The 21,642-nt window shown below is 37.7% G+C and carries 18 protein-coding genes; 7 read left to right on the top strand and 11 right to left on the bottom strand.

The genetic code is table 11. The annotated features are described in order from the left end of the window. Positions 1-126: 126 nt before the first annotated feature. A complete protein-coding gene (locus CH76_RS13520) occupies positions 127-4,302 on the bottom strand; it encodes an S-layer homology domain-containing protein (RefSeq protein WP_051910298.1) in 4,176 nt (1,391 codons plus the stop codon). Positions 4,303-4,406: 104 nt separating this feature from the next. After that, positions 4,407-5,978, bottom strand: a complete 1,572-nt coding sequence (locus tag CH76_RS09030; RefSeq protein WP_036145216.1) for a sensor domain-containing diguanylate cyclase — start codon at positions 5,976-5,978, stop codon at positions 4,407-4,409. 234 nt (positions 5,979-6,212) lie between these two features. Between CH76_RS09030 and CH76_RS09025 the strand changes: the two genes are divergently transcribed. Both CH76_RS09025 and CH76_RS09020 read left to right on the top strand, forming a co-directional pair. Then, positions 6,213-7,394 carry a CaiB/BaiF CoA-transferase family protein gene (locus tag CH76_RS09025; RefSeq protein WP_036145214.1) on the top strand — a complete coding sequence of 394 codons (1,182 nt, stop codon included), beginning with the start codon at positions 6,213-6,215 and terminating at the stop codon, positions 7,392-7,394. Positions 7,395-7,529: 135 nt separating this feature from the next. Then, complete coding sequence (locus tag CH76_RS09020; protein ID WP_036145211.1) at positions 7,530-7,808, top strand: DUF3139 domain-containing protein; 279 nt, start codon at positions 7,530-7,532, stop codon at positions 7,806-7,808. Positions 7,809-7,824: 16 nt separating this feature from the next. On the opposite strand, the gene CH76_RS09015 is transcribed toward CH76_RS09020, so the two are convergent. Together CH76_RS09015 and CH76_RS13515 are read right to left on the bottom strand one after the other, a co-directional pair. Further along, complete coding sequence (locus tag CH76_RS09015; protein ID WP_036145209.1) at positions 7,825-9,171, bottom strand: hypothetical protein; 1,347 nt, start codon at positions 9,169-9,171, stop codon at positions 7,825-7,827. An 81-nt stretch (positions 9,172-9,252) separates the two neighbouring features. After that, positions 9,253-9,912, bottom strand: a complete 660-nt coding sequence (locus CH76_RS13515) for a hypothetical protein (protein WP_051910297.1) — start codon at positions 9,910-9,912, stop codon at positions 9,253-9,255. A gap of 70 nt (positions 9,913-9,982) precedes the next feature. On the opposite strand from CH76_RS13515, the gene CH76_RS09005 reads away from it, so the two are divergent. Both CH76_RS09005 and CH76_RS09000 read left to right on the top strand, forming a co-directional pair. Beyond that, a complete protein-coding gene (locus CH76_RS09005; RefSeq protein WP_036145207.1) occupies positions 9,983-10,672 on the top strand; it encodes a response regulator transcription factor in 690 nt (229 codons plus the stop codon). Continuing rightward, positions 10,673-12,064, top strand: coding sequence for a sensor histidine kinase KdpD (locus tag CH76_RS09000; protein ID WP_036145205.1), 1,392 nt, complete (start codon positions 10,673-10,675; stop codon positions 12,062-12,064). Between the two features lie 11 nt (positions 12,065-12,075). Here CH76_RS09000 and CH76_RS08995 read toward each other — a convergent pair whose 3' ends face one another. The 6 genes from CH76_RS08995 to CH76_RS08970 form a co-directional block, all read right to left on the bottom strand. Beyond that, positions 12,076-12,390: a DUF4288 domain-containing protein gene (locus tag CH76_RS08995; protein WP_036145203.1), complete on the bottom strand. Its 315-nt coding sequence runs from the start codon at positions 12,388-12,390 to the stop codon at positions 12,076-12,078. After that, positions 12,390-12,749: a YxeA family protein gene (locus CH76_RS08990; RefSeq protein WP_036145201.1), complete on the bottom strand. Its 360-nt coding sequence runs from the start codon at positions 12,747-12,749 to the stop codon at positions 12,390-12,392. Before CH76_RS08990 ends, CH76_RS08995 begins: the two co-directional genes overlap by 1 nt. After that, complete coding sequence (locus CH76_RS08985) at positions 12,749-14,608, bottom strand: ABC transporter permease (RefSeq protein ID WP_036145198.1); 1,860 nt, start codon at positions 14,606-14,608, stop codon at positions 12,749-12,751. Before CH76_RS08985 ends, CH76_RS08990 begins: the two co-directional genes overlap by 1 nt. Next, on the bottom strand, positions 14,595-15,362 hold the full coding sequence (locus tag CH76_RS08980; RefSeq protein ID WP_036145196.1) for an ABC transporter ATP-binding protein: 768 nt from the start codon (positions 15,360-15,362) through the stop codon (positions 14,595-14,597). The genes CH76_RS08985 and CH76_RS08980 overlap by 14 nt, the downstream gene beginning before the upstream one ends. A 139-nt stretch (positions 15,363-15,501) precedes the next feature. Next, positions 15,502-16,818, bottom strand: a complete 1,317-nt coding sequence (locus tag CH76_RS08975) for an FAD-dependent oxidoreductase (protein WP_036145194.1) — start codon at positions 16,816-16,818, stop codon at positions 15,502-15,504. 17 nt (positions 16,819-16,835) lie between these two features. Continuing rightward, complete coding sequence (locus CH76_RS08970; protein WP_235190380.1) at positions 16,836-18,023, bottom strand: VanZ family protein; 1,188 nt, start codon at positions 18,021-18,023, stop codon at positions 16,836-16,838. Positions 18,024-18,070: 47 nt separating this feature from the next. Between CH76_RS08970 and CH76_RS08965 the strand changes: the two genes are divergently transcribed. Then, positions 18,071-18,499: a GatB/YqeY domain-containing protein gene (locus CH76_RS08965; RefSeq protein ID WP_036145192.1), complete on the top strand. Its 429-nt coding sequence runs from the start codon at positions 18,071-18,073 to the stop codon at positions 18,497-18,499. 33 nt (positions 18,500-18,532) lie between these two features. Here the strand turns inward: CH76_RS08965 and CH76_RS08960 are convergent, their stop codons facing one another. Beyond that, complete coding sequence (locus tag CH76_RS08960; protein WP_036145190.1) at positions 18,533-18,817, bottom strand: DUF6509 family protein; 285 nt, start codon at positions 18,815-18,817, stop codon at positions 18,533-18,535. 332 nt (positions 18,818-19,149) lie between these two features. Here CH76_RS08960 and CH76_RS08955 point away from each other — a divergent pair, with 332 nt between their 5' ends. Both CH76_RS08955 and CH76_RS08950 read left to right on the top strand, forming a co-directional pair. After that, positions 19,150-19,896, top strand: a complete 747-nt coding sequence (locus tag CH76_RS08955) for a gluconate 2-dehydrogenase subunit 3 family protein (RefSeq protein ID WP_036145188.1) — start codon at positions 19,150-19,152, stop codon at positions 19,894-19,896. A 23-nt stretch (positions 19,897-19,919) separates the two neighbouring features. Continuing rightward, the gene (locus CH76_RS08950) at positions 19,920-21,635 is read left to right on the top strand and encodes a GMC family oxidoreductase (RefSeq protein ID WP_036145186.1); all 1,716 of its coding nucleotides are present in this window, start codon (positions 19,920-19,922) and stop codon (positions 21,633-21,635) included. The last annotated feature ends 7 nt before the right edge of the window (positions 21,636-21,642 follow it).

The following is a 21,642-nucleotide window of genomic DNA, read 5'->3' as shown; positions in this document are numbered from 1 at the left end:
AATAAATCTAGCGGTTCCTTCATCTCACTCTCACCTCACTTTATAAAACGCTATTGTTCGTAAGAGGTTCATTTACGCATTAAAAAACCATTCGAAACGCAATTGTTTCAAATGGTTTTTTGGTTATTATTTTTCACGTGTGATTTGTGTTGGTGTTTTTGGCATAATTAACGTACCGTATTCATCTTCTGTTACCATATAAATCCACTGACCTTCTTTAAATACTTGATCCTTAGGCGCTGTTAACTGTAGCTCTGTTGCCACATCACCTAACTCCGACTTGCCATGAATTTCAAATTCTTCATTTACTTCGTCTGGCTTTTCATTATTTTTAACATGGTCTGGTGTAATATTTTCATCTTTGTCGTTGATAACCACATAGTAAAGATTTAAGAATTTCCCTTGACGTTTACCTTCCACTAACACAGTCATTTCTTTAGATGTAGCAATATTGTCTACAATATTGTCTACAATCTTTTGATTTTGTAATACTGCATAAGAAACACGTAAATTAGAATCTTGATATTTATAAACAGCTTCATTAGCATCCGCAAATGGTAACTTCGCAAATTTATTATCTACCATTTCTTTATTTACTACGACAGCAAAATCTTTTTTTGGTGCTTCCTTAAATTTAATGATGAGGTCACGCGAGTCATACGGCTGTTTCTCTAATACAAAATTGCCATCTTTATCTACTTCTTCTTGACCTAAAGCATTTTTCTTAATAAGTGAAGAGAAGGACCATTCAGCATCCTTAATTTCAAAACCTTCAGCATCCTTAATTTCAAAGAACTTCGGCAGTTCATCGGGATAATAGCCGTCACTGCCATAAATCGATTCATTAAACGTGACACGGAAGGTAACACCATCATCATTACCCGCTAAAACAACAGCAGGTTGATCAAAGAGTTTCGGAATAATAAAGTGCGGGCGTGTACCATCTGAGAAGAACTTAAATTTCATATCCTTACCATTTGGCTTATCTTCGCCTTCATTTAAATCTGTCGACTCTTTCATCGTAATATTACCAAATGTATCCTCTACCGCTACATAAAGTACATAGTGACGGTGCGGTAACATCCCCGTAATTTTAATATCATTCATACCCTCACGCATATCTGCTGCACGGCCAGCTGTGCGAATATAAGCAGCTGTCACATCTTGAAGCTCTGGTCCTTCTTCACGTAAAATATAATGAACACGCCCCTTTTCATTACTATTTAGACGCAGTGTTGCCGTGATGTCGCCAAAGTCTGGGCGTACTTTTTTGTCCCCTTCTGGAATAACAGTCACAAGTGGTGGCTTAGCATCTGCCACTAATGAAATCTCTTGAATTTCGGTAAGATTACCTGAACGGTCTCGTAAAATCATATAGACCGAATAGCTTTTAAATGGATCGAGTTTTTCTTTAGGGATTGTAATATCAACCTTTTGTTTATCACGTTCCGCAGGCTTTGGACCCTCCATTGATAAATAAAGTTTTTCGCCCGTTTTTGGGTCTACGATAAATTTATCAGTTTTATCATTCGTAAACTCTGCATAAAAATCTTTAGGTTTAATATCTCGTTTATCAAAATTAATTCCTTCAGGCATAATCATATAGTAGTACGTACCTGCTTTATTAGCGGTAAATTCTAGTTCTGCTTTAGTATTATCATTATTAACAATAATATTATTTAATTTTAACGTCGGCTTAATCAAGTCGTTATGAATATACTCTGCACGATTACGTGCCTTTTCAATACCTTTTGGAATGTTGTTAATATTTTCGAACTCATTGTCCGCTAAATCCTTAACTCGCGGTGAAATATCGAGCACAATATTATCGCCATTAACTAATGCGGTTGTCGCAGGTACAGTTACGGTTAATAATCCTTTATTACCCTTGTCCGCATACTCTACTTTCATTGGCAGCACGCCATCTTTATCGTGCTGTGGGATATTGACCATCGCCGTACCCTTTAAACGATAGTTTTCAATCTTTGTCGCTGACTCTGGGTCAAGCGGCTCGCTAATTTCGACCTCATACACATTACCTGACTTATGACGCAACTCTCCTCCTAAAATATAAGGTGGGATATTATCTAACTCTGAAGTTGTAAGTGTAGTCATTGCTTGTGGCTCAACGGATTTATTATCCGCTAGGTCAATCATAGCTACATATACTTCATAGTCTGTTTCGTTACTAAGTCCTGAAATCATTTCTGTAATAACTTGCGTACCATTATCTTTTGGCGTACGCTTTTTAATTTGTGCGTTCGCTTCGATTTCTTCAAAAGTTGCAGCAGGTTGCCCAGCTACGGACTTGCGGTAATACACAAAGTACTGTCCATCTTCACTTGGTGAGAAGGAAACCTCTGCACGCTGACCGCCACGCATAGGGATTGCCTTTAAATTATTTACCTTTGGTGGTGTTGCGTCTTTCATTTGAAACTCTTTTTGAATAATAGGTGATACATTTTTTGCGCCATCAACGCCTAAAATATAAACGACATATGTTTCTTTTTCAGCTAAGCCTGTTGCTGTAAATTTATTTTCGCCAACGCGCATAGAGCCTGTGCCCATATCATCATATTTACCGCGCTTCTGCTCAATAAAATCACGCCCTGGTGGCGTCTTCATATCCTCTGTTTTCTTTTGTACAATATAGTAATACGTACCGTTTTCATTTGTATGGAAATTAACTGTCGCACTCGTACCCTCTGGTGTTACCTCTAAAATTTTCATAACAGGTGGTGTACGGTCTGAAGGCTTTTGGTTTTCCACAGGGTTTTTATCCACAGGATTGCCATCACTGTCTTCAATCACCGTAATATTGCCATGGTCCTCTAAATAATCATCAAAAATATTATTTGGCGACTCACCTGGTGGTAAAATCACTTCATTAATATACGTATGTTCATCTAAATCAATCCAACCAAAGCTATTATCCACCACTAATTTATTAACCGTGCCATCAATATAAATTTGTAAATCATATAAGCTGTCATATTGCAGGTGGTTAATCATACCCTCACCAAAAATCGTTAACTTTTTATCATTGTTAACGTGGAAGTAATTCGCATCACCTTGTAGCTCGATTTGTTCGACATTACCAATAACCTCAATATGTTTAAGCTCGCGGTCTGTTGTAATTTTTGTCGCATTTTGGGACACAATTATTTTTTGTACCTCTGTATTTTCAAACACTACATTTTTTTGGGCCTTCATCTCTGAAGAATTACTGTTTCCCCAATTAATCGTATTACCTGAAGCCAAGCTACCTGCTTGAAAATTACGCTCCGTAATAACCGAGCGTGATACAAATGGTGTATGGTGCGTAAGTGGTGGACGTACTGTTTCATTAAGTAACACTGTACCTCGGATTGTCATATCACGGAAGACAATATGATTACCGTTTACTACTACATCAGCATTTAACTGTGTATGATTACCACTTAGCACTAACATGCGTGAGGGTGATGTGCCACTTGCATTAATCGTCAGCTTAGAAATATCAATAATTTCTTTACCTCTAAATTTTGCTTCAATCGTTGCATCCTTTAATACAGCTGCATTACGGCTACTTAATAAACTTTGAAGATGGCGGCTTGCTTGGTAAGGTACTCCGTTAATGTAAACCGTATTGCCTTCAATCGCTGTGATTTTATATTTTTTAACTCGTTGATTAGCACGCTCCGCATTCATTAAAAATGTCGAAATTTGTCCGCGTGTTACATTATTATAGGGTGAAAAGGTTACCGGTGTTGTACCACGTGTAATACCTAAATCAACCAATGTTTGAATATGTACGGCATTACTTGTCGTCGAAGTAACGTCCTCAAATACAGGTTGCACGGCTGAAGCAACCTCAAAGTTAAAACCATTGACGAGCATTTTTGCCATTTGTGAGCGTGTTAATGTGGCATTAGGACGAAAACTACCATCGCCATAACCTGAAATAACATTTGCTTCAACTAAAGCAGCAATAGCACCATAATGCTCATCATGTGAGCTGACATCTGCAAAATTCGGATTTTTTACGTTGACTGTGTCTAAGTTAAGTACCATCGCTAACATTTTTGAAGCTTGTGCGCGTGTTACATATTTATTAGGACGAAATGTACCATCGCCATAGCCTGAAATAACGCCGCGTGCTTGTAACGCCATAATATTATCAAAATGTGTATGTGTGTAAGGGACATCGGAAAACGGTGACGATGCGGCTTGTACGGGCAATGTATAAACAACACCACTTGTTACAAGGGTTGCCGCTAGTGTTGCACGTAATGCACGCTGCCCACCTTTTTTATTAATCACTAAAACTCCTCCTCAATAAATATACTTCTATGCTTTCTATCGGTCTTTTCTCACAAATTTATAGTAAAAAATCGAGAGATGCACGTTGGCACCCCTCGATTTCTTTAGCACTCATCCCTTGATGTACACGTGCGATTGCGTCCTGTTTCCTTAGCACGATACAATGCTTGGTCAGCTAGCTCAATAACATTAGCTGGCTCTGGCGCTCGCTCACTCATTTCGGCAACGCCTGCTGACATCGTAATAATATCACCGCACGGGCTAACCGTCTTAGCTAAGTCTTCACGTAGACTTTCGGCTACACCATAAGCCTCTTCAAGCGGTGTATGTGGTAATAAAATAATAAATTCTTCACCACCATAACGACAACAAACATCTTGCGTGCGTGCATGGTTTTTAATTTTTTGTGCGAGATACTGTAATACTTGGTCACCTACTGCATGTCCATATGTATCATTTACACGTTTAAAATGATCTAAGTCTAACATAATAATTGCGTAATCAATTTCGTTTTTATGCCAGTTACCTAGCACCTCATCCATTGTGCGACGATTTGTTAGCCCTGTTAGTGGGTCAATTACTGCTTGGTTTTGAAAGAACTCCACTTGACTTTGTAATGACGATAGCGTGCGTACTAATGAGCGTTTAAGTGACTGTGCCTCATCATAAAAACTAGGTACATTTTTTAATTTCTCTACATTTTTAGAGACAAGGCTTTCTTCAGTGTACTCCGCTAATAAATGAATCGGGCGTACAATACGAAGTGTTGCATAAAGTGTAATTAAAATCATTAAAATAAATACAGGTGTAGTTGTTAAACCAATACGCTGTACTACCCACTTTGCTGGTGCTTCTACTAGCTCATGTGGACGTTGTAAAATAATATACCAATCAGCTGTCTCTAATTTACTATAGCCTGCTACAAAACGCTGCTTGTCTACATCTGTAAAACGAAACGCCCCAACATCTTTATCTTTAATTTGCTTAATAATTTCAGCGTCAACTTTTTCACCTACATGTTCAATATCACGGTGAAAAATAATTTCGCCTTCCTTATCAATAACATAAACAAAAGACTCATCATCATAGGGATGCTTACCTAAAATATCATAAAAAGCATTATGATCTTGTAAATACAATGTCCCTGCCACTAGCCCTTGGTAAATATGATTGGCATCAAACAAAGGATGTGAAATAAATACGACAAGTTTACCGGTAATTGTAATGTATGGGTTCGTAATATTAGGTCGCTGTGCGCGGTTAGCTTCACGTGCGCCAGACGAATCAAGCACCTTGTCTTTTACGTTTACTGTCTTTGGAGATACAGCTAATACTTTACGATTAGTATCTACTACAGCAGCTGAGTTAAAAGAATTCGCTTGCTCTTGCAAACGACGTGTTTCTTCACCTAACACACTACCATCAGCTAAATTTTTTTCAATAATATCAGCACTATAGGCTAATGTATCTTGAGAGTCTGTTAAGAATTGATCTGCTGTACGCGCTAATTTTTTGGCATACGCTTCATTATTATCTAAAGCTTCTTCTAGTAATGATGCTTTAATTACTTTATAACCGCTAAGTAAACCAAAGGAAATAATAACCAAAAAACCTAACAGCATTAATCCTGACAACAAATACTTTAATTTTATTTTTTTCTTTTCTACTTCCTTCATCACGCTAGCCCTCTCTACGGCTTATATGTTGTTAATTCCGTCAATTTTTGGATATATCCTCCCATTATTGCATAACTAAAAGGGATAATCTATATATCTTTATTGTATCAGCGAAGTGGCGCAAAAATCATTAAAATTGCGTGTACTTTTACAGCCACACTCTGTTATACTACTGTTAAATCATTTTTAATCTGTATTAATACAGATACTACTTTCACAGATGGGGTGAGGAGATTGGGTATTTTAAACGGTTTAAAAATTTTAGATTTCTCGACACTATTACCTGGACCAATGGCAACCATGATTTTCGCAGATTTAGGCGCTGATGTGATTCACATCGAATCTTCAAAACGTGTAGACTTAATGCGCATTATGCCGCCGTATGATGAGGAGCGCGAATCCTATATTCATCAGCATGTTAATCGCTCTAAACGCTCATTAACTTTAAATTTAAAAACACCTGAGGCTACTAAAATTATTAAGGAACTCGTAGCTGAGTATGACATTGTAATTGAGGGGTTTAGACCTGGTGTTATGCAACGCTTAGGTATTGATTACGAAACACTTAAACAGGTCAATCCAAAATTAATTTATTGTGCGATTACAGGCTATGGTCAAACAGGGCCTTTTAGCAATCGCCCTGGTCATGACAATAACTATTTATCCGTCGCGGGTGTACTCGACTACTCGCGCCACCAAAATAAAAAGCCTGTCGCAATGGGGGTACAAATTGCGGACATGGCTGGCGGTACGATGCATGCAGCAATAGGGGTATTAGCTGCAGCGCTACACCGCGAAAAAACAGGTGAAGGACAATTTATTGATGTAAGTATGACAGACGCTGTATTTTCATTAAATTTACTTGCAGGCGCTACCTACTTTGGCAGTGGTCATGTCGCAAAGCCTGAAGCCGAAATTTTAAATGGCGGTACTTTTTATGATTATTATAAAACAAAAGATGGTCGCTACTTTTCAGTAGGAAGCTTAGAGCCACAGTTCCGTAAACTTTTGTGTGAGGCACTCGACATCCCTGAGTTAATTGATAGCACCTTTAATGACTCACCATATACACAAAAACGTTTTAAAGAAGCCATTCATGATGCTTTCTTAACTAAAACCTTTGACCAATGGCTAACCGTTTTTAATGATGATTTCCATGGTTGTGTAGAGCCTGTGCTAACTTTTGATGAAGCATGTGAGCACCCACAAATAAAAGCACGCCAAATGGTCGCTGAAGTACCATCAGAAAACGGTACACAAAAACAAATTGCTTCAGCCTTCAAATTTTCGAGTTCACCACCCGTCTACAAACATATTGGTGCTAAATTAGGTGAACATACAACCGAAATTTTACAATCTCTTGGCTACACAACAGAAGAGATTGCACAATTTGAAGCCAATCGTATTTTGGTGTAATGCCATCACTTTGTACTTTTTCGGATACGCTTACATTCATTTCACAACGTATACTAGAGGTAGCGATAAAGTAGGAGTGAAGCAAATTGAACAAAAAAACGTGGGCTACTCATTGTAGGCGCTGTGCTAATTTTTATGATTGTACTCAGTGTGCTATTTTTCTCCATGTTCTTCGAAAAAAAGAATGCGGCTGACCATGTAAATCATTATTTACAAGAACAAGGTTATACAGATAAAATCGAACGTAAAATGATGACCTACCGTAATGACGAAAAAAAATATTATATGCGCGTGCGTTTTAAAGATGAGCCTACGTATATGTATTACTATCATTATGATAAAAAAACAAAAGTCATCTCCGCATTCATTTTAGAAAATAGTGAACATGTTACAGACGGCAAATACTTGCCATAAAAAGGAGGCTCTACGCTTAATTAAGCGGAGCCTCCTTTATTTTTTCATACGCGACCTTTAAACGTCTCGCCAATCCCTTATATGTGGTTGCTTCAAATATTGCAATGAGCTGTGTTAAAAAGTGTAGTGTTTGGTGTTTTGTTGCTTCATCTAGCATTTGATTTTTAATCGTTTGCATACGTGCATCAAAAGCTTCATTGTCAGCTTGATTAGTAACAATATCTTGTACAATCATACAGCTTGCTAATGGGTCACTTTTAATAATATGAAGCGCCTCTTTATATTTTTTAAGTGCCACTAGCGCCTCTAAATAATAATAATAAAGTTGTTCCATATAGTTTTGGTGATAATTTTTAATCAATGTTTGCTCATTTGCAGGAAAAGCAGGTAATACATCCTCATAGCTCAACATAATTTTAATCGCATAATTATTTAAACACTCATCATTCAATAAATAATGAGCATTGCTAATAACTTTGCCATACTCCTCACGTAGCGCATGTACAGTAAATAATACATAACGCAGCGCAACTTTCTCTGTTTTTGTTAACACATGGTCACCTTGGTCCCATGCACGGATTTCTTTAATTTTATAAATGATATGTTCACCATTATACTTTTTACGACGTGCCAACAAAAAAATATAATATAAATCTAATTGTTTCAAACTTGCTGATGGTGGATTATAGTTTGTTACAAATAAAATCAGTTGTTGCATACGTTGCTCATAGTGTACATCTAAGTTATCCACATGTGCATAACTTATTTTTACCGCTTGCTCGAAATGTTTGGCCAACTGCAAAAGTTTAGGTACTAAATCAATTGGCTCATGAATACATAAAGAATAAACTTTTTTACAAAATAGCTCATACCAAAATAATTCGTCTTGCTGATAAATAAAGTGCACCATATACCTTGCATCAATGGGATATAAATAAATTTGTTTAAGGGCAATATCATCCCCTATATCTATAGTACGCTGAATAAGTAATTGTAAGAGTTGAGGCAAAGTCATCGCATTATGTTGACGCAAATAAGTTAAAAATTGCTCCTTACCTTGTTGAGAGTAAAAAAAATTGTCGAGTTGCGTATGTAGCTTATCCACTTGGATATGTTGCGCCAAAAAACGCTCATGCAAACTATCTGGTATACGCCCCCAATATTTACGTGCCTCCGAAAAAATAGCGTTAGCTGTTTCTTCTTCCTCAATTAAAAATTGTTGCGGTAACAATGTACGCCCCATAATTGCGCGTACATCTGCTGGCGTATCATGCTCAGCAATTATCGCCATAGCACGCTCTAATGATGGCGGGTCCATCATTTTATATTGTTTATGTAACTGTTCATCAATAGGCAATAACATAACGGCCACCCCCCTAGCTATACTATAGCAAAGAAAAAAAGCCATAACTGCTGTTTTCGCAACAATTATGGCCCTTACATTTTATTGCTGTAATGTTGTTTTTAAAACAACAATTTTATCGGGTGTCGTTTGCGCAGGGATACTACGCGTTGTTGCACCGTAAAATACAACTGCATTGGCACCTTTAACATCGTCCCAAGTTAAAACCTCGCCTGCTTCGTCTGTAATTTTTGTATCTTCGCTTTCATTCAGCTTTAAGGTATTTGTATCGTTCTCAAGTTTGTCGTTATATTTCGCAACGTCAATGCCGTTTGGCTCATCAGCTTTTTGCACCGTAATCACATCAGCCGTATATTGTGGTGGGTAAATCATTACTACCGGTTTTTTACTATCCATATACGCATGAATACGGTCGCCTTCTTTAAGATCCTCAAATTTTAGTGCCTCACCACCATTTTCAAAAAGTAGTGTTTTAGGCTGTGCTTTAATGTGAATTGGCTCATCACTATTTATTTGCTTCAGCTCTAATGACATGTCCTCTAAAGAAGTTCCGTTGACTTTAACAATTTCGCCTTCATAAATCGCAAATGCTGCGTCCACTTGTTGTTCCCCCTCTTCTACTGCTGGTTGCTCAGTATCTACTTTTTCCTCTGGTTCTTTTGCATTTGGCTTTTCTTCCTTCTCGCCACATGCTGCAAGTAATGCCGCACTTGCTACTAAGACTGCTAATTGCTTTTTCATTTGCATACACCCCTTCTAAACCTCATTATATAACTATACCCATTAGACGTAGAAAGGATGCATAAAGTTTATGAATGAACCAAAAATTTTAATTGTAGAAGATGAGCTAGATCTTGCACAATTATTACGTGTAACACTTAATAAAGAAGGGCTTAATCACATCTTTATTGCTCATACCTTAGCCGAAGGTGAACAATTATTTCATACTATAAAACCTGACCTTGCATTATTAGATGTGATGCTGCCAGATGGTGAAAGCTATGAGCTTTGTAAAACAATTAGACAAACCTCACATATCCCAATTTTATTTATGTCAGCTAAAACGGATGAAGTGGATAAATTAGTCGGACTTGCGATTGGCGGTGACGATTATATTTCTAAACCATTTAGTCCAAAGGAGGTTGCTTACCGCGTTAAGGCGCACCTACGCCGAGCCGAGTATACAACAACACCTCAAACTGCAGTAGAAGTTGGACCTTTTACAATGAGTGACGATACTGAAATTTATAAAGATGGGCAGTTACTAGAGCTAACAGCAAAAGAAGTAGGGTTACTCGCTACTTTTTTACGTCATCCTAATCGTATTGTTAGTAAAGAGACTTTATTTGAAAATGTATGGGGTGAGGATTTTTTAGGTGGCGATAATACTGTGATGGTACATATTCGTCGTCTACGCGAAAAAATCGAGGCTGACCCTTCTAACCCTACATTTATTACAACAATAAAAGGACTCGGCTATAAATTAGTCGTGCCTAAATAAATGAAGTGGCGGTTAACAGGTCGTTTTTTACTTTCGGTTGTGATTATTGTCTTCATTGTTTTAATTGTTAATGTCATGATTTTACTTGCCACAGCCTTTATCACAAGTAAGAAGGATTTTTCGGCTAGCTTAACAGATACGCCTGAGTTTTTTGCACGTAATTTTGAGCATAAATTTGAAATTGTCGATGGTAAACCTGTGCTTACACGTGAAGGGCTAGATGCACTACAACAAGCTGATGCTTATGTACAATTTTTAAATGAAAATGGTGATGTCATTGATAGTGTACATGCGCCACCAGAGTTACCTAAACACTACGCACCTATTGACCTTATTTCCATGTATAAGTACGAACAAATCTCAGATATTACTACGTATGTGTACGCTAAGGAAAACATCAGCTACATTGTTGGCATAAAAGACCATGATACCTTTCGTTATATTGCTACGTTAAATATTAAGCAGATTTTAGAAGGACTAAGTCAATATGCGCTATATATGCTAATTGCCGATATTATTATTACAATAATTATCGCGTTCTTTTTTGGGCGTAGCTTAACGAAACCATTGACGCAGATTTTAAATCAAATTCAGCACTTAAAAAATCGTAAGTTTTCTACTATCCCCGCAAAAAAAGGGCTATATACTGAAGTTTTTCAAAACCTTAATGATGTGTCTGAGGAGCTTGCCGCACACGAACAAGAGCGCCTTCGTCTCGAAACAATGCGCGAAGAATGGATTAGTAATATTTCACATGATATGAAAACGCCTCTTGCCTCCATCCGCGGCTATGCCGAAATTATGCAAGAAGCTGACAGTGTAAATGAAATGCTAACCTATGCACAAGTCATTGAAAAACAATCACGTCATATGGGTGAGCTATTAGATGATTTAAATTTAACAATGCGCCTTCGTAACCAGCAGTTGCCGCTTCAATTAGCACCAACTAACCTTGTTACTTTTAGCCGCGAACTGCTTATTGAGCTATTAAATGAACCTCAATTTGAAAACTATGACTTACAATTTGATGCACAAGTTGACGACATTACTTGTACCATTGACCGTCATTTTATTGAACGAGCATTGCTTAATTTTATTTACAACGCCATACATCATAATGACACTAGTATTAGCATCACACTTGCGATTACAACAAAGAACAATGATGCTTATATTACAATTCAGGATAATGGTAAGGGTATTGCAGAAGATGAGCTTACCCATATTTTCGAACGTTATTATAGAGGTACTAATACAGCGCACACAACAGGCACAGGGCTTGGGACAGCTATTGCGCGCGATATTATCGAGGCGCACGGCGGCGCAGTATGGTTAACCTCTACTTTAGATAAAGGCACAACCGTTCATATTACACTACCAAAAAACGCGTAAGGGGCTCCCCCTTACGCGTTTAATTTATAGTATTTAATAACTTGTTCAACTGTAGTTGGTTCGTCATAAATCAAATAGCGGCTATAAACTTCCACCAAATGCATCGCTGGCAGCTGATCAACTACCTCAAAACAATCGAGCACTGCCTCAAGCGTAACGATATTTTGCTCACCATTGGCATTTTCGTAGCTATCCGCTACAAAATAGAGTTTTACCATTTGCTCTGCTTGCTTTGGATTACTTGCCTGTACCATAATAATGCGTTCTTCAAATATCATACATGTACCGTTTACCGTCGAAGCAAATAATAATTTAAGCGCAAACACTACATTTGCTCCTTAGCTTTAGCTGGTACATCCGCTTCCTGTACTTCTTCATAAGAAGTTACACCTTTATCTGCCTTATAAAACACTTTTAAATAAGCACCTTGACGTAGGTTTTTTTGTGCAGAAAAATTAACCACTTGTGACTGCCCTTTTTCGTCAAAAATTTTATAGTCATTATACCAGTAAGTTTCAAAAACCTCGCCTGTATCAATTGTTGTTTTTTCGACCTTACCATCATCTACAATTTGTACATAATACGTTTCTGCACCTAATTGATTAAAATCAACAAAGCGCAGTATAGCTAATCCACCAATGACAATGATGCCTAAAAACACCATCAATCCTACTAATTTCTTCACTACGCATTCCCCCTCGCATTTTTAACAATTTTATAAAAAGCACGTGTTGTAAAAATATAATACAGCCCATAAATCGCAATATATGCAGCCATCCAAACTAATACTGGTTTAGTAATCGACATACCTAGTAAGTTCGAAAAACCGAGTAGCGCAAATGTAGCGTGCAGTAAACCTGCTGCTAGTGGCGCACCAAAAATAATACCTACTTGTGCACTAATCGTTTTTAACATTTGAGCATCATTTACACCAATTTTATAAAGAATCGTGTATTTATCCTTATCTGCCTCTGCTTCAGAAACAATTTTAAAGTAAATAATACTGCCCGTTGCTGTTAAGAAAACAAGTCCTAAAAAGCTACCTACAAATAGCATTGCGCCCATCGCTGACATAATTTCTTCGTAAGCAGCTGGCTGACTTGTAAAGTCTTGTTGTGCCTCTGTTAATTGTGAGTCAAGCTCACGTGAAATCGCTAGACCATCTGCATCATCTTGTAATGTATAAGCTTGATAGGTTGTTGCCTCGCCTTCAAGTGCCTCATACGTTTGCTCATTTACAATAATCATAGGACCTGTTGTCATCATATTTGTTACAGCATAAGTTTCCTGACTTGTAAGATGAAGTGGTACATTGGCTGTAAAATCAGCACCTGTTAACTTATCTGAAAAACGCTCATCATAATAAGGATCTAATAATACGCCTTCGTTTGTCGCCATTGTTGTAATTTTTGCCTTGCCTTGCTCCTGTGCTAGCTCATTGTAAGTTGCTAACGGTAACACTTGATACTGACGTTCACTTTCGTTATGTGTAAAGGTTACTAATTTAGTCGCTAACGTATGGTGCGTATTCACTTGCGGTACTTCTAGCGGCTCGCCCTCCCACATAAATGTAACCGGTGTATTATCATTGATACTTTTATCAATATTGTAATATAGACCAAATACGGCGCCACCCGCTGTAATCGTAGTAGCACTTAATACCGCAATAACCGTTAGCGATTTAGCATTACCACGGATACGATATAAAAGCTGTGATGTTGTAATAAGATTTAAGCCCTTCCATGAAAAGCTATGCATTTTTTTCATTGCTTGTAGTGCAAAGACACTTACACTATGGAATAATAAATACGTACCAAAGACTGTTAAACCAATAATAACAATAGGCATCGCAATTGATAAAATACGCCACCACATGCTAGTCATAATGTCTTCAAGTGCTAAATAGTAACCAGCACTCACACTTAGCACACCAATAATTGCTGACAGGATAGATGCTTTTGGCATCGCCTCCCCTTGCTTTTCTGCATGAAATAAATCAATCAGTTTAAACTGATAAATTACACGGTAACCTTGTAATGAAGTAAAAATAAATAAAATTAAAAAAACTATTACTGTATTAATAACCGCTTCACTTGAAAATACAAAGCCCGCTGTTAAACTATAGCCCATTAAACGTACTAAAATCGTTAGTAACACTTTAGACATTAAAAAGCCAATTGCAATCCCCGCAACTAATGATACGAGACCAATAAATAAGTTTTCGAAAAATAACATTAAGCCAATTTGTTGTTTACGTACGCCTAGTAAAGAGTACAGCGCCACTTCTTTTTTACGTTTCTTCATAAAGAAGGAGTTAGAGTACGCAATAAACACTACAATAAAGAATAATAAAATAACGGATGAAGCACTCATCATACTTGAGATTTTTTGTGAGGTTCCTGTTAATGCCGAAATGTCATCATTATACTTCAACGTCACAAAGGTAAAATAAATAACAATACTAAATACCATTGAGGCAATATATAAAAAGTAACTGGAGAAATTACGCTGTAAATTTTTGCGCGCTAAATTAAATAACGTCATTTACATCGCCCCCAATGCCTGCGAGCACCTGAAGGATTTCTTCAAAAAATTGCTTACGTGTTTTTGCCCCGCGATGAATTTCCTTAGATAGTGTGCCGTCTTGAATAAAAATAATGCGCTGGCAAAAGCTTGCCGCAAAAGCATCATGCGTTACCATCATAATCGTAGCATTTTGTGTTTCATTTAAATCGCTCAAACTCTCTAGTAAATCCGTTGCTGATTTAGAGTCGAGCGCACCTGTTGGTTCATCCGCAAAAATAATTTTTGGTTGTGTTACAAGTGCACGTGATGAAGCAGTACGTTGCTTTTGCCCACCTGAAATTTGATAAGGATATTTATTTAATAATTCACTAATGCCAAATGTTGTCGCAATTTTATCCACACGTACATTAATTTCCTTCGTTGGCACTTTAGCAATGGCTAAAGGGAGTACAATATTTTCGCGTACTGTTAAAGAGTCTAGTAAGTTATAATCTTGAAAAATAAATCCTAAATTATCACGTCTAAAATCTGCGAGTGCTTTGTCCTTCATTTTTGCAACGTTATCATCACCAATTAAAATATCACCTGAAGACGGGGCATCAATAGTAGCAAGGACGTTAAGTAATGTGGACTTACCAGCGCCAGATGGCCCCATAACCCCAACAAACTCGCCTTCCTCTACTTGAAATGTAATATTTTTAAGCGCTTCAAATGTTTGTGCGCCCTTACCATAAATTTTATTAACTCCGCTTACTTGCACTAATGGCTTCATAATCATTCACCCTTCTGCTTTTCTTTAGTGACTTAACTATACCAAGCCAAACTTACAGCACCTTTCCCCCAAACTTACAAAAACCTTAACAAAAAATAAAACTCGCTAAACACATATGTGCTTAACGAGCTTTATAAGATTATACGGGTACATTACGCTTAGCAAGTTGTTGTAAGGCATCCCATACGCCATTAAACGGTGGCGCATAAGCTAAGTCTAAATCCAATAAGTCGCGTAGCGTTAACTCCTGCATTAATGCTGTGGCAAAAACATCAATGCGTTTGTCTACGCCCGCTTCTCCAATAATTTGTGCACCGAGTAATCGTTCTGTTTTCTTTTCTACTAGTACCTTTATAAATAATGGCTTAGGTTCTGGGTAATAGCCCGCGATATGATTAGCTGTTAGCTCATAAACATGGTAACTACGGTTTAACTGCTGAGCACTTACTTCATTTAGCCCTGTTGTTGCAATCGCAAGGTCAAAAAATTTTAAAATCGAAGTGCCTGTGATGCCTTTAAAACGAACAAATTTACCCGCCATCGACAAACCTGCAATACGTCCTTGCTTATTGGCTGTTGTGCCAAGTGGTACATAATCCGCCGACTGCTTAACACGATTAAAATGCGTAGCACAATCACCTGCTGCATAAATATTTTCAACTGAAGTTGCCATGTGTGGATCAACGACAATTGCGCCATTTTTTAAACGCAGTATAGCTGTATCAGCTAAAAAATCTGTACTTGGTTTAACACCAACTGCTACTATTACAAGGTCTGCTTCAATCGTTCCCTTATTAGTCACGACAGCCTCTACTTTTACCTCACCGTTAAAGCCTGTTACAGCCGTATCAAGGTAAACAGCTACATCATGTTGCATTGCCTGCTCATGCACATGGTGCACCATATCCGCATCAAGCATTTTAGCCAGCTGTGCACCACGCTGAATGATGCATACGTCCTTACCTGCTTCTTTTAACACCTCTGCCATCTCTAAGCCAATATAGCCGCCACCAATTACAGCAACTTTTTTAGCTTCTGTAGCATCTCGCAATAAATCATGCATTTGTGGAATCGTTTTAATCGTATGGATACCAGCTAATGTTGCATTATCCCACTTTGGCATTATTGGTGCTGCACCTGTTGCAATTAATAATTTATCGTAAGGTACTTCAAATCCTTCGCCGTACACGATTTGTTTACCTGCATCTACATGTGTCACTTTATGACCCGTGCGAGCATCAATACCATACTTTTCACGAAACACTTGCACACTACGAGCAATTAAATCATCTGTCGAAGGAATGCGACCATCCACTACATAAGGTAAGCCACATTGCCCATACGAATAAATTTCTGTCTGCTCTAAGGTTGTAATTTGTGCCTTTTTATCATTACGTACAATCTCCATAGCAGCTGTCATACCAGCTGCGTCACCGCCAATAATTACGTATTTCATAACCAATCTCTCCTTCGTTATTCGTTACGTCTTGTCGCATATAGATTAGCATATTTATCCATATAAAGCTGTCGTTTGCCCTTACTCAACCACACGCGCAGTACATGAATCATAATAATAAAGGTTAGTATGACAAGTACAAGTAAAACCCCAACATTAATAAAAACAAAAGGCGCATAAAATATACTATCCATATCCAGCTCTACTGCTGTCATGGTACTAATTAAACCTAGTAGGACATACATTAAATATGTGAGGTAAATTGCTAAGAAGCGACGTAAAGTTGAGCGCTTTAATGCTTGCTCACCCTCCGCACCTGTCATTCTGAAACGCATAAAACGCATTCCAAGTGTCGCACCTTTACCTAGTAGTGGCACAACAATAAATAGTAAGACAAGCATACTAGTTGTTGCGACAAAGTTGCTATACCAAGCGTTTGGTAAGATTAGCGCTAAAACTGTACTTCCTAACATTACCGTAATTACATCAATTAATAAGGCTAAAATTGTAGCGCCTGGTTGTACAATATTACGCTTTACAAGCTCCTCTGTTTTTTTCACTACGGCTTGGTGTGTAGGCAATAATAATAAAAAGATAGGCCCAATTAAATAGCCGACAAATGCGCCTGTACTATTTAGTAATAAATCATCTACATCAAACAAACGGTAAGCACAATTATAAAAACCGTAAATGCCTGTATACTGCGTAATTTCGAAAAATAGTGATACTAACAAGCCAACGCCTAGCGCGCCAAATGCATACTTACGTTTTTGCCAAAAGTAGCGTAAATATACACCTAAAGGCAGTAATAATAAAAAGTTAAAAAAAGCTTGATAAAAAGCTGGTTGTTTAATAATAAAACGCCAAGTGGCTGGTTCACTTAATACAATGCCACTCTTATATAAAATATCATCAATAAATTGAAACAGATGCAAATTATAATGCACCGTATCTGCTGGCTGCATCGCACATGTATCGCGTGTTGTTGGCAATGGCAATAACACTAAAAACAAAGCAGCTATCGCATAAAAAATAAATGAAAAAGTAATGGCCATCTTCGAAAATGATAAAAAGCCATACTTGCGATACGTGTAAATTAACCATGGAATAAAAATAATAATTGAAATCCCAATCGTAAATAATGCTGCTGTACTAATAGACGTTACGTATATCCCCATCTTTTTCACCTCACCTAATATTTGCATGATTCCCTACTTCCATTTTACAATAATTAAGAGAGAGGAAGTTGATTATGTTAAAAACAACCGTATTTGAACAACTGAAACAAGCTATGCGCGACAAAGATACCCTAACAAAAGGTGTATTAACATTATTAAAATCACAGTTAGATCTTGCAGAAAAAGAACAAGGCTCACCATTAACAGCGCTACAAGAAACTGAAATTGTGAACCGCGAAATCAAACAAACTCACCAAGCTCTTGAAGGTGCGGAAAAAGCAGAGCGTGCCGATTTAATTGAACAGGAACAAGCTAAACTAAAATTACTTGAAAGCTTTTTACCTGAACAATTGTCACAAGACGAAGTAAAACAATTACTAATTGACAATGGTGTTGTAAGTGGCATGGCTATGGGTGATGCAATGAAAATCGCTAAACCACTGCTCGCTGGTAAAACTGACGGCAAAACAATGTCTACTGTAGTAAAATCATTAATTTCATAAACAAAAAAAGAGGAGCTATATAGCCCCTCTTTTTTATTTAGCTAATTCTTCTTTACAAAAATCAATAAACATTTGTTCTTCATCTTCATCTAGCGCAAAATCTAAATACTCGTTTGCACCCTTTTCAATAATAAAGTAGTTTAACATACGTACTTCATCATTGATTTTACCAATAATAGCACGAATTTCGATGCCAGCTGCTGAGTATAATTCGTCTTCCTCATCAATAGCCACATCAAATAAAAATTCGTAGCGTTCTCCTTCAATAATATTTGTTGGATCTTTAATTTCCTCTACTGCAAATTGTGTAATTTCCATTGTGCAATCGCTCCTTACTTCTAGTTACTCCATCATACCATTATGCTAAATCACATACAAAGAACTCTGTATTTTACCCACTTCCTCACTAGGTATTAGTCACTAAAAACTATACAAGTCACAGCATTATAAGCATAGTTTTCTCTTTCACACTTTCTTCACAAAACAGCCACACACAAGCAATGCAAACTACTAAACATTTTATACCATATCATTTTATTATCATTATTAACTCTTATCGTTAAATAAAGACTTTGTTTTACCTAACATTAACAGTGGTAACTATAAAGAATGCTTGGATATTATATTACGTTTATGAGGGGGAATATTAATTGAGTTCAGATAATAAAAATGTATCTCGTCGTGATTTTTTAAAGACGGCTGGTATTGCAACCGGCACATTAGTCGGTGGTGGTCTGATTGGTGGCTTAATTGGCTACAATGCTAAAGGCTCTACCAAAGACACAGCCTCTACGGACCATAAAGACGAAAAACATAATGGTGCACCAGATCGTGGTCGTATGTTTTTCACTAAGGATGAGGATTTCAACATCTTAGCTAAGGCAACAGAGCGCATTTTCCCAAAAGATGATATTGGCCCTGGTGCAATTGAATTAGGTGTACCTTATTTTATTGATGGGCAACTTGCTGGGCAGTATGGTAGTAATGCTAAGGAATATATGCAAGGGCCATTTGATGTTGGTGCGCCAACACAAGGCTATCAATCACGTCTAAACCGTGCACAAATTTTTACGCAAGGTATTCAAGTAATGGAGCAAGAAGCACAAAGTCGCTTCAAAAAAAGATTTGTGCAAATTGAGCCAAAAGAGATTGATCAAATCTTAACAGCTTTACAAAAAGATGAGGTGAAGATGGTTGGTGTGACAGCCGCATTCTTCTTCAAATTGTTACGTGGCGCTACACTTGAAGGCGTTTACTCTGATCCAATGTATGGCGGTAACTACAATATGGAAGGCTGGAAAATGAAAGGCTTCCCAGGTCACCAAATGTCATATATTGCAGATATTGAATCTAAAGATTTCAAGAAAATCAAACCAAAAGCGCTTGGCGAACACTAATTAATTGAGGGGGAGTTTATATTATGGCTAAAACATTACCAAAGGTTGACGTAGTAACGGTTGGTGTTGGTTGGACAGGCGGTATCGTAGCCGCTGAGTGCGCTAAGGCTGGCTTAAAAGTCGTTGGCTTAGAGCGAGGAAAAAATCGTGGCACGGCAGACTTTATGAATGTCCACGACGAGTACCGCTATGCTATCCGTTATGAGTTAATGCAAAATCTATCAAATGAAACAATTACATTCCGTAACAATCGCAATATGAAAGCACTACCTATGCGTCAATTAGGTTCATTTTTATTAGGTGATGGCTTAGGTGGGGCAGGTACACACTGGAATGGACAAACCTATCGCTTTTTACCATATGATTTTGAAATCAAAACAATGACAGATAAAAAATATGGTCCAAATAAGCTAAGTGCTGATTATTTATTACAAGACTGGGGCTTAACATATGATGAGCTCGAGCCTTATTTTGATAAGTTCGAAAAAACAGCAGGACTATCTGGAGATAGTAAAGGTAACCCCTTCCAAGGTAAACGCTCAAGTGATTACCCAACGCCTGCCATGAAAAAAACACCAATTTTAGAGCGCTTTGAAACCGCTGCTAAAAAGTTAAAGCTTTCACCATTTATGCTACCTTCAGCTAACTTATCCGAAGCCTATACCAATCCTGATGGCGAGAGCATTAACGCCTGTCAATATTGTGGTTTCTGTGAGCGCTTTGGCTGTGAGTACGGGGCTAAAACTTCACCAGAGGTTACAGTAATCCCGACTGCTGTTAAAACAGGTAACTTTGAAGTACGTAACAACTCAAATGTAGTTGAAGTACTAAAAGAAGGCAATAAAGTTACAGGTGTGCGTTATGTAGATATTATTTCTGGCGAAGAATTTATTCAGCCAGCAGACGTTGTTGTGCTAACAAGTTATGTTTTTAATAACGCAAAATTATTAATGCTTGCTGATATTGGTACACAATATGACCCTACTACAGGTCAAGGTACGTTAGGACGTAACTATTGCTATCAAATTATGCCAGGTGCAACCGGCTTCTATGATGAACAATTTAATACTTTTATGGGCGCAGGTGCATTAGGTATGACCGTAGATGACTTTAACGGTGATAACTTTGACCATAGTAATTTAGACTTTATCCATGGTGGCTCTATTTCCTTAACACAAACTGGAGTGCGTCCAATTGGTACAAACCCTACATTACCCAACACACCTTCATGGGGTGCAGAATTTAAAAAGCAATCAACGCACTATTACACACGTACATTAAGCGTAGGTGCAGAAGGTGCATCAATGCCGCATAAAGAAAACTTCTTATCCCTAGACAAAACGTATAAAGACGCTTACGGGCTTCCGTTAATGCAAATGACGTACAACTTTACGGATCAAGACCGTGCGCTACACAAATTTGTATCAGAACAAGCCGCTAAAATCGCTAAAGAAATGGGTGCAAAGGAAGTTGTGCAAGCTAGTCCGATTACGGATTATGACATTGTACCTTACCAATCAACCCACAACACAGGCGGTACGGTTATGAGTAAAACACCAGAAGATGGTGTAGTAAACAGTTACCTACAGCACTGGGATGCCGAAAATTTATTCGTCGTAGGCGCAGGTAACTTTGCACATAACAGTGGCTATAACCCTACTGGTACAGTAGGTGCACTAGCATATCGCTGTGCAGAAGGTATTATCAAATACAGTAAATCGGGCGGCTCGCTCGTATAAGGAGGAA

This window comes from Lysinibacillus sp. BF-4, assembly GCF_000743635.1.
Classification (GTDB): Bacteria; Bacillota; Bacilli; order Bacillales_A; family Planococcaceae; genus Metalysinibacillus; species Metalysinibacillus saudimassiliensis.
Note: the sequence above shows the minus strand (reverse complement) of the source record. Positions and strands in the feature narration are given on the sequence as shown.